General features: G+C 60.6%; 16 protein-coding genes. 7 read left to right on the plus strand and 9 right to left on the minus strand.

Translation table 11 applies throughout. The annotated features are described in order from the left end of the window. Window positions 1-9 precede the first annotated feature (9 nt). Both N2A41_RS28120 and N2A41_RS28125 read right to left on the minus strand, forming a co-directional pair. The gene (locus N2A41_RS28120) at window positions 10-1,107 is read right to left on the minus strand and encodes a Gfo/Idh/MocA family protein (protein WP_260111766.1); all 1,098 of its coding nucleotides are present in this window, start codon (window positions 1,105-1,107) and stop codon (window positions 10-12) included. Between the two features lie 10 nt (window positions 1,108-1,117). Then, a complete protein-coding gene (locus tag N2A41_RS28125; protein ID WP_260111767.1) occupies window positions 1,118-2,128 on the minus strand; it encodes a Gfo/Idh/MocA family protein in 1,011 nt (336 codons plus the stop codon). A 368-nt stretch (window positions 2,129-2,496) separates the two neighbouring features. Here N2A41_RS28125 and N2A41_RS28130 point away from each other — a divergent pair, with 368 nt between their 5' ends. After that, window positions 2,497-3,657, plus strand: a complete 1,161-nt coding sequence (locus tag N2A41_RS28130) for a fumarylacetoacetate hydrolase family protein (RefSeq protein WP_260111768.1) — start codon at window positions 2,497-2,499, stop codon at window positions 3,655-3,657. Window position 3,658: 1 nt separating this feature from the next. On the opposite strand, the gene scpA is transcribed toward N2A41_RS28130, so the two are convergent. Beyond that, window positions 3,659-5,797 carry a methylmalonyl-CoA mutase gene (scpA, locus tag N2A41_RS28135; protein WP_260111769.1) on the minus strand — a complete coding sequence of 713 codons (2,139 nt, stop codon included), beginning with the start codon at window positions 5,795-5,797 and terminating at the stop codon, window positions 3,659-3,661. A gap of 228 nt (window positions 5,798-6,025) precedes the next feature. Here scpA and N2A41_RS28140 point away from each other — a divergent pair, with 228 nt between their 5' ends. Continuing rightward, entirely contained in the window at window positions 6,026-7,384 is a 1,359-nt protein-coding gene (locus tag N2A41_RS28140) for an LLM class flavin-dependent oxidoreductase (RefSeq protein ID WP_260111770.1), read from the plus strand. 1 nt (window position 7,385) lies between these two features. Here N2A41_RS28140 and N2A41_RS28145 read toward each other — a convergent pair whose 3' ends face one another. The 3 genes from N2A41_RS28145 to N2A41_RS28155 form a co-directional block, all read right to left on the minus strand. Next, entirely contained in the window at window positions 7,386-8,039 is a 654-nt protein-coding gene (locus N2A41_RS28145) for a methionine ABC transporter permease (protein WP_032980232.1), read from the minus strand. Then, window positions 8,020-9,105: a methionine ABC transporter ATP-binding protein gene (locus N2A41_RS28150; protein ID WP_260111771.1), complete on the minus strand. Its 1,086-nt coding sequence runs from the start codon at window positions 9,103-9,105 to the stop codon at window positions 8,020-8,022. The genes N2A41_RS28145 and N2A41_RS28150 overlap by 20 nt, the downstream gene beginning before the upstream one ends. An 89-nt stretch (window positions 9,106-9,194) precedes the next feature. Continuing rightward, the gene (locus tag N2A41_RS28155; protein ID WP_260111772.1) at window positions 9,195-10,034 is read right to left on the minus strand and encodes a MetQ/NlpA family lipoprotein; all 840 of its coding nucleotides are present in this window, start codon (window positions 10,032-10,034) and stop codon (window positions 9,195-9,197) included. 49 nt (window positions 10,035-10,083) lie between these two features. Here N2A41_RS28155 and N2A41_RS28160 point away from each other — a divergent pair, with 49 nt between their 5' ends. Further along, complete coding sequence (locus tag N2A41_RS28160; RefSeq protein WP_260111773.1) at window positions 10,084-10,302, plus strand: hypothetical protein; 219 nt, start codon at window positions 10,084-10,086, stop codon at window positions 10,300-10,302. Here the strand turns inward: N2A41_RS28160 and msuE are convergent. Together msuE and N2A41_RS28170 are read right to left on the minus strand one after the other, a co-directional pair. Beyond that, complete coding sequence (msuE, locus tag N2A41_RS28165) at window positions 10,278-10,838, minus strand: FMN reductase (RefSeq protein WP_260111774.1); 561 nt, start codon at window positions 10,836-10,838, stop codon at window positions 10,278-10,280. The two genes, N2A41_RS28160 and msuE, sit on opposite strands and share 25 nt — an antisense overlap. A gap of 208 nt (window positions 10,839-11,046) precedes the next feature. Next, window positions 11,047-12,249, minus strand: a complete 1,203-nt coding sequence (locus N2A41_RS28170) for an MFS transporter (RefSeq protein ID WP_260111775.1) — start codon at window positions 12,247-12,249, stop codon at window positions 11,047-11,049. 356 nt (window positions 12,250-12,605) lie between these two features. Here N2A41_RS28170 and N2A41_RS28175 point away from each other — a divergent pair, with 356 nt between their 5' ends. The 3 genes from N2A41_RS28175 (at window position 12,606) to N2A41_RS28185 (ending at window position 13,606) form a co-directional block, all read left to right on the plus strand. After that, window positions 12,606-13,064, plus strand: a complete 459-nt coding sequence (locus N2A41_RS28175; protein ID WP_260111776.1) for a helix-turn-helix domain-containing protein — start codon at window positions 12,606-12,608, stop codon at window positions 13,062-13,064. Window positions 13,065-13,091: 27 nt separating this feature from the next. Further along, window positions 13,092-13,229 (plus strand): hypothetical protein, encoded by a 138-nt coding sequence (locus tag N2A41_RS28180; protein WP_260111777.1) that lies wholly within the window; start codon window positions 13,092-13,094, stop codon window positions 13,227-13,229. 116 nt (window positions 13,230-13,345) lie between these two features. After that, on the plus strand, window positions 13,346-13,606 hold the full coding sequence (locus N2A41_RS28185) for a hypothetical protein (protein WP_260111778.1): 261 nt from the start codon (window positions 13,346-13,348) through the stop codon (window positions 13,604-13,606). Window positions 13,607-13,902: 296 nt separating this feature from the next. Here the strand turns inward: N2A41_RS28185 and N2A41_RS28190 are convergent, their stop codons facing one another. Further along, window positions 13,903-14,049: a DUF1127 domain-containing protein gene (locus N2A41_RS28190; protein ID WP_003552150.1), complete on the minus strand. Its 147-nt coding sequence runs from the start codon at window positions 14,047-14,049 to the stop codon at window positions 13,903-13,905. A 704-nt stretch (window positions 14,050-14,753) separates the two neighbouring features. Between N2A41_RS28190 and N2A41_RS28195 the strand changes: the two genes are divergently transcribed. Beyond that, window positions 14,754-15,683: a TauD/TfdA dioxygenase family protein gene (locus tag N2A41_RS28195; RefSeq protein ID WP_260111779.1), complete on the plus strand. Its 930-nt coding sequence runs from the start codon at window positions 14,754-14,756 to the stop codon at window positions 15,681-15,683. Window positions 15,684-15,960 lie beyond the last annotated feature (277 nt).

The following is a 15,960-nucleotide window of genomic DNA, read 5'->3' on the forward strand; positions in this document are numbered from 1 at the left end:
CTGCCCGGTTCAGACGGTGGCAGCAGCACGCCATTCCCCTGCCGGAAGCCAGGAGCGATAGAGCGGATGATCGGCGGCGATCGGCATCGGCGTCGGTTGTCCGGTTCGCTGCGAGAAATAGGCGGCTGTTACCAGTTCCAGCGAATTGCGGGCATCCTGCAATGTCACCGGTGGGTCGGTGTCCTCGACGATCGCCTTGTGGAAGAGCTCGAACTGACGGGTGTAGCCATCCTCGCCAGGCACATAGGCGGCGAGCGCCTCATCGATCCGCGCCTGATGTTCCTCGGTCCCGGCGACGAACGTCCACGGATCACGGCCCATCGTATAGGGTTCGATGATGCTTTCGGCGACGAGGTCGTTGAAGCAGAAGCGCAGCCGCGAGATCTCCTTGCGCGAACCCAGCGTCATCGACAGCGTCGCCAGTGAGCCGTTCTGCATCTTCACCGAAAGGGCTGCCGTATCCTCGACCTCGATCGGATTGACCAGCGTCGCCCCATAGGAAAACACCTCGGCGCAGGGACCGTGCACATAGTTCAGCATGTCATGGGCGTGGATGGCGTGGCCGAGAAGGCCGCCGCCGAGTTCGCTCGCCCATTTGCCGCGCCATGGCACGGCATAATAATCCGGGCCGCGCCACCAATGGGTCTCGATCGTCGTCAGGAACGGCTTGCCGGCAAGGCCGCGCTCAATCAGCAGTTTCAGTTTCTGCAGGCCGGAGCCGTAGCGATACTGGAAGATCGGCATCAGCTTTCTGCCGGGGTAACGGGCAAGAATGCGGCCCATCTCGTCGACCTCGGCAATCGAGCCGAACAGCGGCTTCTCGCAGATCACATGCTTGCCGGATTCGATGCCCTTGCGGCAGAGTTCGAAATGTGAGCTCGGCGGCGTCGAAATGTCGATGATGTCAAGATCGTCGCGGGCAAACAGCGAATCCGCATCCTGCGTGTAGTCGCCAATGCCGAATTCCTCGCACAGCGCCTTGCCGCGCTCCTCATCGAGCGAGCAGATCACGGGAACTTCGAAAAGCTCCTTGTTCCAGCCGAAGCCGGCCAGATGCCGCGCAGCGATGCCTGCGCCGATGACGCCGACGCGCAATTTCCTGGTCATGATATCCTCCTCAGCGAGCGCCGATGCGCGCGGCTTTCGCCTGGGCTTCCAGCGAAAGACGGCAGACTTCAAAAACGTGATCCTGGGTCATCGCCGTCTGCGTGCGGTTGCCGACGTCGGCGGTGAAAGCGTCGAAATAATCAAGCTTTTCGCCGCTGCAATCGATATGGGTCATTTCCTTGCCGTTGACCAGGAAGAGGTGATCCTTGCCCGGCCGGCCGGCGATATCGATATATTTGCGCAGCTCGATGTAACCTTCGGTGCCGAGAATAGTCAGGCGCCCGTCACCCCAGGTCGGCAGCGCCTCCGGCGTGAACCAGTCGACACGGACATAACCTGCCGCCTTGTCGGAGCGCAGAAGCACCTCGCCGAAATCCTCGAAGGCGGGCTTGTCGGGCATGCAAAAATTGCCGATCGAGCTGGCGATGACCTCGCCTGTGGTCGAGCCGGTATAGAACAGGAACTGGTCGACCTGGTGTGAAGCGATATCGACGATGATGCCACCGAAGGCTTCCGGGTCGAAGAACCAATCCGGTCGGGTCGGCAGTTGCAGCCGGTGTGGACCGACACCGAGCGTCTGGATTACCTTGCCGATCGCGCCTTCGGCGACGAGCTTGCCGGCCTTGACGGCGGAGCGCACGCAGTGGCGTTCGGAAAAGCAGATCGAGAAGATCTTGCCGGTCTCGGCAACGGTACGCCTGACCTCCTCGAGTTGGGCGAAGGTCGTCACGCCCGGTTTGTCGGTCATCACGTCTTTGCCTGATCTCATTGCGCGGATGGCAAGCCCGGCACGATCACGGGGGATTGCGGAAATGCAGATGACATCGATCGACGGATCGTCGAACAGCTTTTCCCTGTCGATCTGCGGCGCGTCAGGATAGGTCTTCTCGAAGGCCTCGCGCAATGCAGGCACCGAGGTCTGCGGGCAATAGCCGACGAACTCGCCGCCTGCAGCCAGCAACCCCTTTACGTGATCGAACGTGTGCCCATGGTCGATTCCGACGACGGCAAATCTCAACATCGCTGCAATATCCTCCTGGGATTTTCGTGTGGCCGCCTGACGTCAGCCTCCTCCATGTCGGCCAAAAGAGATAACGAAAGCCGCCTCCTGTCAAGGCGATGTGAAGAGGGAAACTGACCAGGTTACAAATTAAATATTTGAAATATAATGCTTAATTTGTATCTAAATAGTTATTTTGCAGGTTTTTGCGCTTGGTCTTTCGACAATAGGGCCACGGCTTGAACTGATCGGGCGAAAGTCTTTTTCCCCGACGCATCTTGCCCCATCTCCGTGAATGTGATCGATTTCGGCCGCCGCCGGGCGAGAGGGCGGCACACCCTGCAATGTTTTGAAGAGCGCTCCCCGCTCGCCTGTGACGGAAGATCACCATGTCTCAACCTCTGCTCGATGTCGCCGCTTCGGATGGTCTTTTTGTCGGCCGCGCCTGGAATCCCGAGGTTGCCGGGCCAAGCATCGTGACGCTTCGGGAGGGGTTGCTGGTCGACATCACGTCGCGCGAGGCGCCGACGCTGAGCGCCCTGCTCGAGCGGCAGGATGCCGCCGCCTTCGTCCGTGCCGTAAGTGGCAAGGCGGTTGGCTCGCTGGCGGACATCGCCGCCAACAGTAGGGGAACGCCGGATGAAGCGCGCCCCTATCTCCTGGCGCCCGTCGACCTGCAGGCCGTCAAGGCCTGCGGCGTTACCTTTGCACAGTCGATGATCGAGCGCGTCATTGAGGAGAAGGCCGCCGGCAGTCCGGAACGTGCGGCTTCAATCCGCGAGCGTGTCAGCACGCTGATCGGCGGCAGCCTCACCAATCTGAAGGCCGGTTCGCCGGAGGCGGCCAAGGTCAAGCAGGCACTGATCGACGAGGGCATGTGGTCGCAATATCTCGAGGTCGGCATCGGGCCGGACGCCGAAGTCTTCACCAAGGCGCCGGTGCTCTCCTCCGTCGGCTGGGGTGCCGATGTCGGCCTGCATCCGATCTCGACTTGGAACAATCCCGAGCCGGAAATCGTGCTCGCGGTCAACAGCCGCGGCGAAATCAAGGGGGCGACGCTCGGCAACGACGTCAATCTGCGCGACGTCGAGGGCCGCTCGGCGCTGCTGCTCGGCAAGGCCAAGGACAACAACGCATCCTGCTCGATCGGTCCTTTCATCCGCCTGTTCGATGCCGGTTACAGCCTGGATGACGTCCGCAAGGCCGAACTCAACCTGAAAGTCACCGGCCAGGACGGCTTCGTGCTGCACGGCAAGAGTTCGATGTCGCAGATCAGCCGCGATCCAACCGATCTCGTCAAACAGACGGTCGGCGCCCATCACCAATATCCTGACGGCTTCATGCTTTTCCTTGGCACGCTGTTTGCGCCGACGCAGGACCGCGACGCTCCGAAACAGGGTTTTACCCACAAGATCGGCGATGCCGTCGAGATTTCCTCGGCAGGGCTCGGCGCGCTCGTCAACACCGTCCGCCTTTCCACCGAATGCCCGCCCTGGACCTTCGGTATTTCGGCGCTGATGAGCAACCTCGCAAAGCGCGGTCTGCTCTAAATTACTGATTCCGTCGTTTGCCCTGCAGCAAGTCGAGGACGGAGTTTGCCGCCTCGAGAACGTTTGTCCCCGGGCCAAACACGGCTGCGACGCCGTGTTCGTGCAGGAATTCATAGTCCTGACGCGGGATGACGCCGCCACAGACGACGATGACATCACCACCGCCCTGTTCCCTCAGCCTGTCGATCAGCTGCGGCAGCAGCGTCCTGTGACCGGCCGCCAATGACGAGACGCCGACGACATTGACCTTTTCGCTGAGCGCGACGCCGGCGGCTTCCTCCGGTGTCTGGAAGAGGGGACCGGCAAGCACATCGAACCCGATATCGCCGAAGGCCGAGGCGATCACCTTGGCGCCTCGGTCGTGTCCGTCCTGACCGAGCTTGGCGACCATGATCTTCGGCCGGTGACCCATGGCTTCCGTCACTTCGGTCATGCGGGCCCTCAAGACAGCGAGCTCCGGCTCATTTTCATATGCTTCGCCGTAGACGCCCTTGATGACTTCAGGAACGGCGGCATGATCGCCGAAGACACCGCGCATCGCATCCGATATCTCGCCGACCGTGGCGCGGGCCCGCGCCGCCTCGATGGCGGCTTCCAGCAGGTTGCCCTTGCCGCTCTGTGCGATCTCTTCCAGGACCGCCAGCGTCTCGTGCACGGCCCCGCCATCGCGCCGCCGCTTGGTTTCCTCGATACGTCTGATTTGCGCTTTGCGTACTGCGCTATTGTCGATCTCCAGAATGTCGATCGGCTGCTCGTTGTCGAGCCTATAGCGGTTGACGCCGACGATGACCTCCTCGCCCTTGTCGACAGCTGCCTGGCGGCGCGCGGCCGCTTCCTCGATCAGCCGTTTCGGCAGGCCATCGGCCACGGCCTTGGTCATGCCGCCCAGAGCCTCGACCTCCTCCATCAAGGCCCAGGCCTTGTCGGCAAGCTCGGCCGTCAGGCTTTCGACATAGTAGGAGCCCGCCAGGGGATCGACCACTTTTGTCACGCCCGTTTCGTGGCTCAGGATCAGCTGCGTATTACGCGCAATGCGCGAGGAGAATTCCGTCGGCAGCGCGATCGCCTCGTCGAAGGAGTTGGTGTGCAGCGACTGCGTACCGCCCAGCACTGCCGACATCGCCTCGAAAGCGGTGCGGATGATGTTGTTATAAGGGTCCTGCTCCTGCAAGGAGACGCCGGAGGTCTGGCAATGGGTGCGCAGCATCAGCGAGGACTGTTTCTTCGGATGAAACCCTTCCATGATCCGCGTCCAGAGCAGGCGGGCGGCGCGCAGCTTGGCGGCTTCCATGAAGAAGTTCATGCCGATGGCGAAGAAGAAGGACAGGCGGCCGGCGAACTCGTCGACGCTCAGGCCTTTGGCGATGGCGGCGCGGACATATTCGCGGCCGTCGGCCAGCGTGAAGGCAAGTTCCTGCACCAGCGTCGCGCCGGCTTCCTGCATGTGGTAGCCTGAGATCGAGATGGAGTTGAACTTCGGCATCTCGCGGGCGGTATAATCGATGATATCGGCAACGATCCGCATCGATGGTTCGGGCGGATAGATATAGGTGTTGCGGACCATGAACTCCTTGAGGATGTCGTTCTGGATGGTGCCAGAAAGTTCGGCCCGTGGAACGCCCTGCTCTTCGCCGGCCACGATGAAGGAGGCAAGGATCGGGATGACGGCACCGTTCATCGTCATCGACACCGACATTTCGCCGAGCGGAATGCCGTCGAACAGGATCTTCATGTCCTCGACGCTGTCGATTGCCACACCCGCCTTGCCGACATCGCCCTCGACGCGCGGATGATCGCTGTCGTAACCGCGGTGGGTGGCAAGATCGAAGGCGACCGACAGGCCCTTCTGGCCGGCGGCCAGATTGCGCCGATAGAAGGCGTTGGATTCCTCTGCCGTCGAGAAGCCGGCATATTGGCGGATCGTCCAAGGCCGGCCGGCATACATCGTCGCCCGTGGGCCGCGGGTGAAAGGCGAAAAACCAGGCAGCGAACCAAGGTGCCCGGCGCCGTCAAGATCCTCGGCGGTATAGAGCGGCTTGACGGCAATGCCTTCCGGCGTCTGCCAGGTCAGCTTCTCGGGCGAGGCGCGCAGTTCCTTTTGCGCAAGCTCCGCCCAATCCGACAGCGTCTTCTTCGTCATGCGGTTCCTCCGGCTTTTTTCATCCCCACCCTACCATTTCACCAGCCCCTCGTGCGATAGAGCCCGAACAGGATGATGTTAGGCCGAGCCGGCCTAAAATCTGAATCCTGTCCCACATTATATAGGTAGAGCATGATGTCGTCCGAAAACCGCTCACATTTTTCGGCATCGTGGGATAATTAATGCGGCAAATCCTTGATTTCTATTGCCGGCTTTGGGACCCGCCTCATGAAGACCATGCAGATCTATGCCTTTGATATGAACTGCGTCGGGCACATCAACCACGGCCTGTGGACGCATCCGCGCGACCGCTCAGCGCACTATACCGATCTCGACTACTGGACGGAGTTTGCCAAGACCGCCGAGCGCGGCAAGCTGGACGGTATCTTCCTGGCCGATATCGTCGGTGTCTATGACGTCTACAGGGGCAGCCCGGCACCGGTGATCGAGGCGGGCGCGCAGATCCCGGTCAATGATCCGCTGATCCCGGTTTCGGCGATGGCCTATGTCACGAAACATCTGGGTTTTGGCGTGACCGTCAACACGACCTACGAGCCACCCTTCCTGTTGGCGCGGCGCATGTCGACGCTCGACCACCTGACCAAGGGACGGATCGGATGGAACATCGTCACCGGTTATCTCGACAGCGCCGCCCGCAGCATGGGTTTCGACAAGCTGCCGGAACATGATGCGCGCTACGACGCAGCCGAAGAATATCTCGAAATTCTCTATAAGCTCTGGGAAGGGAGCTGGGACGACGATGCGGTGCTGCGCGACAAGGCAGGCGGTGTCTATGCCGACCCCTCCAGAGTGCGCTCTGTCCGTCACGACGGCAAATATTACCGGATGGAAGGCATCCATCTCTCAGAACCCTCGCCGCAGCGCACGCCCCTGCTCTTCCAGGCCGGCGCCTCGGCACGCGGGCAGGATTTCGCCGCCCGCCACGCCGAATGCGTCTTCATTGCCGGGCCAAATCCCAAGGCGGCGAGGCCGACCGTCGATGCGCTGCGGGCGAAGGCGGAGGAATTCGGCCGCGGCGCCGACGCATTGAAGATCCTGAGCCTGATCACCGTCGTCGTCGGTCGGACGGAGAAGGAAGCACGGGACAAGCTGGAGGACTATCGCCGCCATGCGAGCGTCGACGCCTCGCTTGCGCATTACTCCGCTTCGACAGGCATCGACTTTTCGAAGTTTGGATTGGACGACGTCATCGACCAGAGCTCGACCAATGCCAATCAGTCGGCCCTCGCGGCCATCACGAAACAGACGACGAAGCCGGTAACGCTGCGTGACATTATCGACCAGATGGTGCTCGGCAGCCGGATGAAGCCGATGGTCGGCTCGCCCGACCAGATCGCCGATCACCTCACGACATGGATCGAAGAGGGTGGCATCGACGGCTTCAACCTGGCGCGGACCGTGGCGCCGGAAAGCCTGCGCGATTTCGTCGAGCTGGTCGTCCCGGTGCTACAGGAGCGCGGCGTCTTCAAGGCGGACTATGCTGCAGGGCCGCTGCGGCAGAAACTTTTCGGCGGCGGGAACGGCAGGTTGCCCGCCGCTCATCCCGCAGCCCAGTTCCGGCGCTGATTTATCGGTGGTCTAGCCTGGCGACCAGCCGGTCGCCAAGCCACTGGATGCCGCAGACGAGCACGATGAGGACGGCCACCACCGCGATCATCACACTGGTTTCGAAACGCTGATAGCCATAGCGGATGGCGAGATCGCCGAGGCCGCCGGCGCCAATCGCGCCCGCCATGGCCGAGGCGCCGATCAGCGTCACCAGCGTGACGGTGAAACCGGCGACGATGCCTGGCAGCGCTTCAGGCACCAGCACCTCGCGGATGATGGTCCAGCGATTGCCGCCCATGGCGCGCACGGCATCGATCAGCCCGCGGTCGACCTCGCGCAGCGATACTTCGGCGATGCGGGCGTAATAGGGCGTTGCGGCGATGGCAAGCGGCACGATGGCCGCCCAGGTGCCGAGCGCCGTGCCGACGATCAGCCGCGTCAGCGGAATCAGCGCCACCAGCAGGATGATGAAGGGCACCGAGCGGAATCCATTGATGACGCCGCCGAGCACGCGGTTGATCCAGAGGTTTTCGGCGATGCCGCCGCGCGCCGTCGCGACCAGGGCAAGGCCGAGCGGCAGGCCGGCGACGAGCGAAATCACTCCCGAGGCGACCGTCATCAGGATCGTCTCCCAAAGGGAGCGAATGAGCAGTTCAAGCATGATCGGTGTCATAACCAAGCACCTCCACCCGGGCGGACCGGGCCATCAGGAATTGTTCGACCTTTCCGGCAAGGGCGAGGTCACGCGCGGGAACGGCGATGAAGAACCGCGCCACCGGCCGGTTCTGGATGTGGTCGATGCCGCCATGGACGAGGCGGAAGGAATGCGGCAGCGCCGCCGAGAGTTCGGCAAACAGCGCGCCCCGCGCCTGCGGGCCAGCGAGATCGACGCTGAGGATCGCTTCGCTGCCCGCCGCAGCCGACAGCCGGCCGGCGATATGCTCAGGAAGCTGCGGACGGATGCCGCCGAGCAGGCTCCTAGTGATGTCAGCCTGCGGGTTGGCGAAGATCGACCAGACCTGCCCTTCCTCGACGATCCGCCCGGCATCGATGACTGCGACGCGATCGGCAATGCCGCGGACCACTTCCATCTCATGGGTGATCAGCAGAATGGTCAGTCCGAGCTTACGGTTGATATCCCTAAGCAGCGCCAGGATCGACCGGGTCGTTTCCGGATCGAGTGCCGATGTCGCCTCGTCGGACAACAGCAGTGCCGGGCGTGCCGCGAGCGCCCGGGCGATGCCGACGCGTTGTTTCTGGCCGCCGGACAGCGATGCGGGATAGGCCTTCGCCTTGTCCGCAAGGCCGACGAGCTCGAGCAGCTCATGCGCCCGTTTCAGGCGCTCACTCTTTGCAAGACCCTCGATCTTCAGTGGCAGCGCGACGTTTTCCTCGACGGTTTTGGCGGAAAGCAGATTGAAATGCTGGAAGATCATGCCGATGCGGCGGCGCAGCGGCTGCAGGTCCTGTTCTGAAAGTCCGGTGATATCTCGGCCTTCGATAAGGATCTCGCCGCTATCGGCGCGCTCCAGGCCGTTCAGGCAGCGGATCAGCGTCGATTTGCCGGCGCCGCTGCGGCCGATGATGCCGAGGATTTCGCCTCTCTTCACCGTCAGCGAAATGCCGTCGAGGGCTGCAGTGGTTCCGAACCGCCGCTTCACGTCGGTAAGCCTCACCACCTCTTCGGTCGCCGCTTGCGGCTCTGCCGCGATCGCCGTGGTGGAAACAAAGGAATTCATGTGTTTTTCCTTACAAATACTGAAGGCGGCCCGGGTAAAGAACGCCCGGACCGCCTCTCGGCAGGCCTTAACCCCAGCCCTGCCTCGGATCAATAGGCGCTGAGACCCGTCCCCTTGTAGACCTTGTCGAACTCGGCCTTCACGGTCTCGTTCTGATAAGAAGACACAAGCGTCTTGACCCAGTCGGCATCCTTGTTCTCGTCCTTGACGGCGATGAAGTTGCGGTATGGATTGTCGGCAATCGGCTCCTGGGCAATGCGTTCGGCCGGAGAAAGGCCGCTTTTCAGCGCCCAATCGGTGTTGACGATACCGGCATCCAGATCGTCGATCGAACGGCCGACGATGCCAGCGTCGAGTTCCTTGATCTCGATCTTCTTCGGATTGTCGGTGACGTCGGCGACGGTCGCAAGAATACCGGTGTCGTCCTTCAGTTTGATCAGGCCTTCGCTCTGGAGCACGCGCAGCGCACGGCCTTCGTTCGAGGGATCGTTCGGCACGCCGATGACGGCACCTTCCGGGATCTCGGCGACGGACTTGTATTTCTTGGTGTAAAGGCCGATCGGCCAGACCCCGGTATAACCGACGCGAACGATGTGATAGCCGTGCTGCTGGATCTGATTGTCGAGATAGGGTTGGTGCTGGAAAGCATTGGCATCGATTTCGCCGCGCTCCAGCGCTTCATTCGGCTGGGTGTAGTCGTTGAAGATGACGGTCTCGATCTTGAGACCCTTCTTGGCCGCCTCGCTCGCGACCACGCGCCAGATGTCCTCCTCCTCGCCGGCCATGATGCCGACCTTGATCGACTTGTCCTCGGCATGGGAAGGAGCGGGTGCTGCAAAGGAAAAGACTGCAGCCGCGGAAACGGCGATGGCGGCAAGAGCCGCGCGGCGCGAAAGGTGGAAGCCGTGAAAATTTTTGTTCTTGGTCATTGTTATCCCGTCTGACTGAATGAGGCCGAACGCCCCGAGCAGACTGACCATGGCAAATGCGCGGATCGCGAGCGAAGCACGAATGTCTGATGTGGAGGAACGGCCGGAAAAACTCTTGCCCTACCATGGATATCGGCAGGATAAATTTCCACCAAAGTTATGGATTAATTGCGGCTTGAGAGCATGCTCCAAAACTGAAAACGGCGCCTTCGTGGCGCCGTTTCAAGCTTATGCCGACGCCCTTTACTCGGCAGCGATCAGCGCCTGATTCCGGCTGGGAAAGAAGGTCGCGAGTTCGCCGATGACCTCGCTGATCCGCTTGGACAGCGGATCGGATGAGACGCGGTAATCGGTGAAGTCGCGGTCGGATGCATAAACCGCGGTCGGCAGCGTGTGAGACATGAAAAAACCGAAGAGCGGCCGGAGCTGGTGCTCGACCATCAGCGCATGCCGGTCACCGCCGCCGGTCGCAGTGATGATGATTGGCTTGGCGCGCAGCTCATGCGGGTCGATCAGGTCGATCAGATGCTTGAAGAGACCGGGATAGCTGCCCTTGTAGGTCGGCGCTCCGATGACCAGCACATCGGCATTGACGATGTCGTCGATGACTTCCCTGGCGCGACTGTCGAGATCGGCACGGCGCAGCGCCTGGCCAAGCGAGGGGCCGACATCGGTCAGATCGTAGATGGTGGTGTCGAAGCCGTATTTCTCACCGGCGAGACCGGCAAGGTTTTCGACAAGCGCAAAGGTCTTCGAGGGGCGGTTGAAGCTACCCGCAAGGCCGACCAATTTGGGAGCAGACATGCCATTTCCTTCCAGTACCGTGCCGAGACCGACGTCATTATTCTCACGAATATTATCTATAAAAATAGTGGATTAAAGGAATGGTGATCCCTCTTCCCCGTAGGAGGAGAAAAATACGTTCCGGCCTATGGGCGAAGGCGATGTACGAAATCGAGCCGGAGTGTCGGTGACATTCCGGCTCGATCGATTTTCCGTAAGCGATGTCGCCTCAGACTGGTTTCTGCTTGGGAATACGCGGCAGGAAGACCGTGAGGAGACCGAGCAGCGGCAGGTAGGAGCAGATGCGGTAGACGAAATCGATGCCATGGGTGTCGGCGAAACTGCCGAGCAGGGCTGCACCAAGCCCCCCTGCCCCGAAGGCGAAGCCGAAGAAGACCCCGGCAATCAGCCCGACGCGCCCGGGCACCAGTTCCTGCGCGAAGACGACGATTGCCGAGAAGGCCGAAGCGAAGATCAGTCCGATGACGACGCTGAGCACGCCCGTCCAGAAAAGGTTGGCATAGGGGAGCAGGAGCGCGAAGGGAATGACGCCGAGGATCGAGAACCAGATGACAAAACGGGCACCGAAGCGGTCACCGATCGGCCCGCCGAGGAAGGTGCCGACGGCGACCGAACCGAGGAACAGGAAGAGCATCAGCTGTGCCTGTTGCACGCTGAGTTCGAACTTGTCGATGACATAGAAGGTGAAGTAGCTCGATACGCTTGCCATGTAGACATTCTTCGTTGCCGTCAGCAGCACGAGGATGAGCAGCGCCCAGACGACCCTGTTCTGCGGCAGCGGCAGGGTCCGGCTTATTGCCGGCTTGCTGGCATTCTGGCGCCTGTGGCTGATGTACCAGTTGCCGACCCAGCTCAGCACGATCATGCCGACCATGGCGATGGCGGCGAACCAGGAGACGCTGTGCTGGCCGAGCGGCAGCACGATGAAGGCGGCAAGCAGCGGACCGATCGCCTGGCCGGCATTGCCACCGACCTGGAAGAAGGATTGCGCGAAACCATGGCGACCGCCGGAGGCAAGACGGGCGACGCGCGACGATTCGGGGTGGAAGACCGCCGAGCCGAAGCCGATCAGGCTGGCGGCAACCAGCAGCAGTTCGAAGCTGCCGGCATTGCCGAGCAGAATGAGGCCGCAAAAGGTACTCGCCATGCCCACAGGCAGCGAATAGGGCATCGGCCAGCGGTCGGTGACGATACCGACCAGCGGCTGCAGCAGCGAAGCCGTGACCTGGAAAGTCATGGTCAAGAGGCCGATCTGCACAAAATCGAGATCGTAGTTCGCCTTGAACAGCGGATAGAGCGAGGCGAGCAACGACTGCATGATGTCGTTCAGCATATGGCAGAAGCTGACCGCCATGAGGATGGACATGGTTGTTTTTTCGAAGCGGGGCGCGCTCTCGGCAACGGTTGCCATCAATACTTCTCCTGCACAGGCACGGCCGGTGCCGTGCCACGTCGCTTTTGTTCGATGGATTTTCGGGCGATCGGGGCTGGGAAGACACTCCTGCGACGGTCGCTGAAGTGCATTTAGCGTAAGCGGAGACGCAATTACAGCCCGGTTTTATCCGTATTGGTACGGCTTTTGTTCGATTTTTTCTCCGAACAAGTGGTTTCTGCCTGGCTTAACGTCTTTCCAGGCGGGCTTTCATACCACAGTCGGTCGCGATCATCGCATATCCAGTATGCTATGTGAAAACAACCATGGAAAAGCCATGCAGGGGATACTACAGCTTCCCCGATTGAAAATGCGATCGAGGCTGAAAACACACGATGAATGTCAAGACAGCGAATGCAATAGACAGCTATGTCGGAGCGCGAATCAGAATGCGCAGGCAGTTGCTCGGGATGAGCCAGGAACGGCTTGCCGAGCAGATCGGCGTGACCTTTCAGCAGGTTCAGAAATACGAGAAGGGAATCAACCGCATCGGCGCGAGCCGCCTGCAGCGGATCGCCGAGGTGCTTCACACGTCGCCGAGCTTCTTCTTCGAACAGGAGAATTCCGAGCCGTTGACACTGCAGGGCCTGGATCTGTCGGCGAATGCCGACCCGGTCGCTGAATTCCTGCGAACAAAAGAGGGATTGGTGCTCAATCGCGCCTTTCTTAAAATTGCCGACCGCAATATCCGCGATACGGTCATCGCGCTGGTAAAGGCGATGGCAGAGGCGGAAAGCCGCGGCGTAACATTGGGAGCCTCCGGTGCGGATATCACTCTTCCGCTCGGAGAATAGCCAGGGATATCAGCAGGCAGTATCCGCATGAAGCTCTGGCTCGAGTCATTTTCTGAGTTGCGGCTGATCGATCTGACCGGGCAACCCGTGACGTTCCCGGAAAAGGGTCTGCTTGCGATTTGCTATCTGCTGGATCGGTATCTGCAGGACGGGGCCGGGAGCTAGTATCCGCGCGCGGCGTTGGCGTGGTTCCTCTGGGACAGCCATGACAATCCTGAAATCATGGCCAACCCGGCGATGAGGTCATCTGGGCCGAGCGTTTCAGCCTCGAGAAATATGATTTGATAAGTCACCGGCGCGACATCGCGCGGCGGACCGCCAGGGAGCTTGCCGGCCAAGTTCGCCGGCATGAAACCATGCGCCACTCCTTCGAGGGCAATTCGACCGCCTATCACAGCTACCTTCTTGGCCTGCGGGATGTGAAGCGGCTTTCTCTACCGATATTCGACGTGGGAACAGTCGCACTCGATCTCGATCTGCAGCAGGGAAGGTTCGGGATACGAAAAAGCCTGCCGCGGGAGGAGGTGCGGCAGGCTTTCTGAAAACCGAACAGCGACTGGGAGGAGGAGTGCCGCTGTTCCGACAGACGTCCCTTGGGAGGAGGAGTGGGCCGTCTGAGATTCGAAGCTTTGCGGGAGGAGGTGCATTGCTTCGATAGCCTTGATCATACACCGACCAGGGATGGTGCCAATGTCTTATGCTGCACTGCAGCTATGCAAGAACTACAAGGCCTGCAATACGAACGAGGATCCCAACGAGCTCAGCCACGGAGCTCGACGCAAAAACGCCCGCATCAGGAGCGGGCGTCAAGCGGTGATAGATATCAAGTGCTGTGCGGTTAGCGCGCGATCGATGCGCGGGCAACGCTGCGGATGTCAGCGCGGTCGATGCCGAGGTCCTGGAGTTCACGGCTGGACATACGGCCGAGTTCGGTGACGGTCTGACGGAACTTGCGCCAGTTGTTGAAAGAGCGTGCTACGTTCATGATAATCCCCTTTCCTGAGGGCTGTCTGACGTCAGCAACCTTGCTTGGCTCCGGCGTCGTTTCGATGACTGCAATATAGGCAGTTCAATCGGTTTAAAACAGCGACAATCTCTCACCTCAGCTATGCGGCAAACGCATAGGGTGTTTCTTTTTTGGGCGAAATGCTCTCCTATTTAAGCCGCGGAGGTGAAAGCCGTAGGATCGACGGGCGCGGTCTCGCGTCACAGAGTGAATCCAATGCTGCGAACAGTTCTTGATGACACGTGTTGAGTTCCGAGCGCCCGAAGTATCCGACATACCCGGACGGAAGCGCTCAGCGCATATCCCAACGCCACGGCGTGACGATATCGGGGGCCGAATTCTCCGAAGAAACAAGCAGGATCCCTGCCACGCTGAGCGTCCTGCTGAACAAAATCGGCTGGCCAAAGGCACGGCTGGTCTGCGGACCCTGGTTTGCGGAAGCGCACCAGCGTCTTCGATGAAACGATGCATCGCTGAAGGCCCCAAGTGAGGAATTCGTTGGGAAGAAGGGGCTATCGAAGGCGGCTGTTTCGGGCAAACGGAAAAAATTAGAAAATTCTATCTATGGATTTTATAGATTATATCGTTCCATAGCCCTGTCGAATTTGACAATGAGATTTTCGAACGCCCGGCGGATGCTTCGCTGGGCGCATGTGACTTGCAAGATCAACCAGGAGATTTCCATGAGCAATCCAGTTCTTGTCAATCAGATCATTCCCGAGTCCGATGTCGTGCTGCTGACCGGCCGCGTCGGTGCCGAAATCAGGGGCATCCGCCTCGGCGGAGACCTTTCGGACGCAACGGTGGCGGCCATCAACCAGCTTCTCCTGAAACACAAAGTCGTCTTCTTCCGCGACCAGGAACATCTTGACGATGCCCAACAGGAATTATTCGCACGCCGCTTGGGCGACCTTGTGCCTCATCCAACCCAGGGTCCGGTGAACGGCACGGCCTCCATCCTCAATCTCGATTCCAGCCGCGGCGGCGGCAGGGCGGACCAATGGCACACAGATGTCACCTTCGTGGATGCCTATCCCAAATTCTCGGTCCTTCGCGGCGTCGTCATTCCGGCAGCTGGGGGTGATACGATCTGGTCCAACACCCATGCCGCATACGAAAGTCTGCCAGCACCGCTCAAATTGCTGGCGGACAATTTATGGGCCATTCACAGCAATGCCTATGACTACGCAGCCGTGCGCCCTCGTGCCACCGCTGAAGAGAAGAAGCATTTCCAGGACGTTTTCACTTCGACCATCTACGAGACCGAGCATCCAGTCGTGCGTGTCCATCCCGAAACCGGCGAAAGATCGCTGCTGCTCGGCAATTTCGTTCAGCGCCTGGTCGGCTTGTCGAAAAGCGACTCCGCGAAACTCTACGAGGTGTTCCAGTCCTATGTTACCGCCCCGGAAAATACCGTGCGCTGGCGCTGGAGAGCCGGGGATGTGGCGATCTGGGATAATCGCGCGACCCAGCACTATGCTGTCAACGACTACGGCGACCAGCACCGGGTCGTGCGCCGCGCCACCGTTGACGGCGACGTCCCCGTCAGCGTCGACGGCCGCCACAGCATAACCCACGTCAAGGCCGCCAAGCCGAAAGCAAAGGCCGCGTGAGCGCGGCCGGACAGGGGGCGACCATGCAGCTTCATATACCGCGGCGCCTGCCGCCGCTTGCGCCACCGATAGTCATCCAGGCATCGCCAACAATCTGACGGCGCCCATTCGCGACCCGCTGCATCACCCAGCGCGGCGATGCAGCATGGCTCAGCTGTTGCCATCCATTCACAGTTTGGGACAATAACTCTCACACGTCGTCACAGGCTTGACGACGTGCTGCTCGAGTGCCGGCAATATCGGCAGCCGGCGTCGCAGTCCCGACAGTCCGCCGGCT

The organism is Rhizobium sp. SRDI969, from assembly GCF_025152725.1.
GTDB lineage: Bacteria > Pseudomonadota > Alphaproteobacteria > Rhizobiales > Rhizobiaceae > Rhizobium > Rhizobium leguminosarum_I.

Bases quoted from the DNA above. Each gene is read 5' to 3' on its own strand.
- N2A41_RS28120 (WP_260111766.1), bottom strand. From the start codon at position 1,107: ATGACCAGGAAATTGCGCGTCGGCGTCATCGGCGCAGGCATCGCTGCG.
- N2A41_RS28125 (WP_260111767.1), bottom strand. From the start codon at position 2,128: ATGTTGAGATTTGCCGTCGTCGGAATCGACCATGGGCACACGTTCGAT.
- N2A41_RS28130 (WP_260111768.1), top strand. From the start codon at position 2,497: ATGTCTCAACCTCTGCTCGATGTCGCCGCTTCGGATGGTCTTTTTGTC.
- scpA (WP_260111769.1), bottom strand. From the start codon at position 5,797: ATGACGAAGAAGACGCTGTCGGATTGGGCGGAGCTTGCGCAAAAGGAA.
- N2A41_RS28140 (WP_260111770.1), top strand. From the start codon at position 6,026: ATGAAGACCATGCAGATCTATGCCTTTGATATGAACTGCGTCGGGCAC.
- N2A41_RS28145 (WP_032980232.1), bottom strand. From the start codon at position 8,039: ATGACACCGATCATGCTTGAACTGCTCATTCGCTCCCTTTGGGAGACG.
- N2A41_RS28150 (WP_260111771.1), bottom strand. From the start codon at position 9,105: ATGAATTCCTTTGTTTCCACCACGGCGATCGCGGCAGAGCCGCAAGCG.
- N2A41_RS28155 (WP_260111772.1), bottom strand. From the start codon at position 10,034: ATGACCAAGAACAAAAATTTTCACGGCTTCCACCTTTCGCGCCGCGCG.
- N2A41_RS28160 (WP_260111773.1), top strand. From the start codon at position 10,084: ATGGCAAATGCGCGGATCGCGAGCGAAGCACGAATGTCTGATGTGGAG.
- msuE (WP_260111774.1), bottom strand. From the start codon at position 10,838: ATGTCTGCTCCCAAATTGGTCGGCCTTGCGGGTAGCTTCAACCGCCCC.
- N2A41_RS28170 (WP_260111775.1), bottom strand. From the start codon at position 12,249: ATGGCAACCGTTGCCGAGAGCGCGCCCCGCTTCGAAAAAACAACCATG.
- N2A41_RS28175 (WP_260111776.1), top strand. From the start codon at position 12,606: ATGAATGTCAAGACAGCGAATGCAATAGACAGCTATGTCGGAGCGCGA.
- N2A41_RS28180 (WP_260111777.1), top strand. From the start codon at position 13,092: ATGAAGCTCTGGCTCGAGTCATTTTCTGAGTTGCGGCTGATCGATCTG.
- N2A41_RS28190 (WP_003552150.1), bottom strand. From the start codon at position 14,049: ATGAACGTAGCACGCTCTTTCAACAACTGGCGCAAGTTCCGTCAGACC.
- N2A41_RS28195 (WP_260111779.1), top strand. From the start codon at position 14,754: ATGAGCAATCCAGTTCTTGTCAATCAGATCATTCCCGAGTCCGATGTC.